This is a genomic window from Vibrio sp. D173a (genome assembly GCF_030248475.1).
The window spans coordinates 1-722 of record NZ_JAHGAH010000794.1; the positions used below are offsets into that span (position 1 = coordinate 1).

The 722-nt window shown below is 43.8% G+C and carries 2 protein-coding genes; both read left to right on the forward strand.

Translation table 11 applies throughout. The features are described 5' to 3' along the window. Positions 1-477, forward strand: a 477-nt coding sequence (locus tag KIV40_RS29350) for a TonB-dependent siderophore receptor (protein ID WP_285352760.1), incomplete at its 5' end; no start/stop codon positions are given. A 123-nt stretch (positions 478-600) separates the two neighbouring features. Then, positions 601-722 (forward strand): TIGR02450 family Trp-rich protein (locus KIV40_RS29355; RefSeq protein ID WP_285352763.1); only part of this gene is annotated, 122 nt, incomplete at its 3' end.

The window sequence follows — 722 nt, forward strand, 5'->3', positions numbered from 1 at the left end:
GTAATTACTGGCAGCAACCAAGTCAATCAAATTGGTGAAATTCGTAACAGAGGCGTTGAGTTGGGCGCTGTAGCTAACGTGACTGAATCACTGACGCTGATCGGTAACCTAGCGTTTGTAGACTCTGAAATCACTAAAGACCAAGATCAGAATCAAGTCGGTAAAACGCCAGCACAAGTGGCCGATATGATTGGTTCTGCTTGGGCGAAGTATCAGTTCTTTGATGGTGCGCTAGATGGATTGAGCATCGGTGGCGGCGTTCGATACATTGGCGAAACCTATGGCGATAACTTTGAACAAAATAAAGTACCGTCTTATACCCTCTATGACGCAACCGTGAGCTACCGATTTGCTGATTACAAACTGCAAGTCGCTGCAAAGAACTTGTTTGATAAAGAGTACGTCGCAACCTGTAATTATTACTGTTACTACGGCGACCGTCGCAATGTTATCGCGAGCTTGACTTACGACTGGTAATTTTCACTTAAACGCAGGCGAGTTTGAAAGCATGGTGATAGTTGCGCCATGCTTTTTTTGTTTGAAAGTGATCTAAATAACTCTTTGAAGCTTATAGACAAAATCAGAAAGTAGGAGAGTAGTATGAATCGAATCAACCCCAGGAAGTTACTGCACAGTAAGTGGACGGCAGTTTCTCCAGTCAATCGAGAGAAACACTTCATGATCACTGAGATGGAATTCGAAGAAGATGTGGTTGTGCGCTG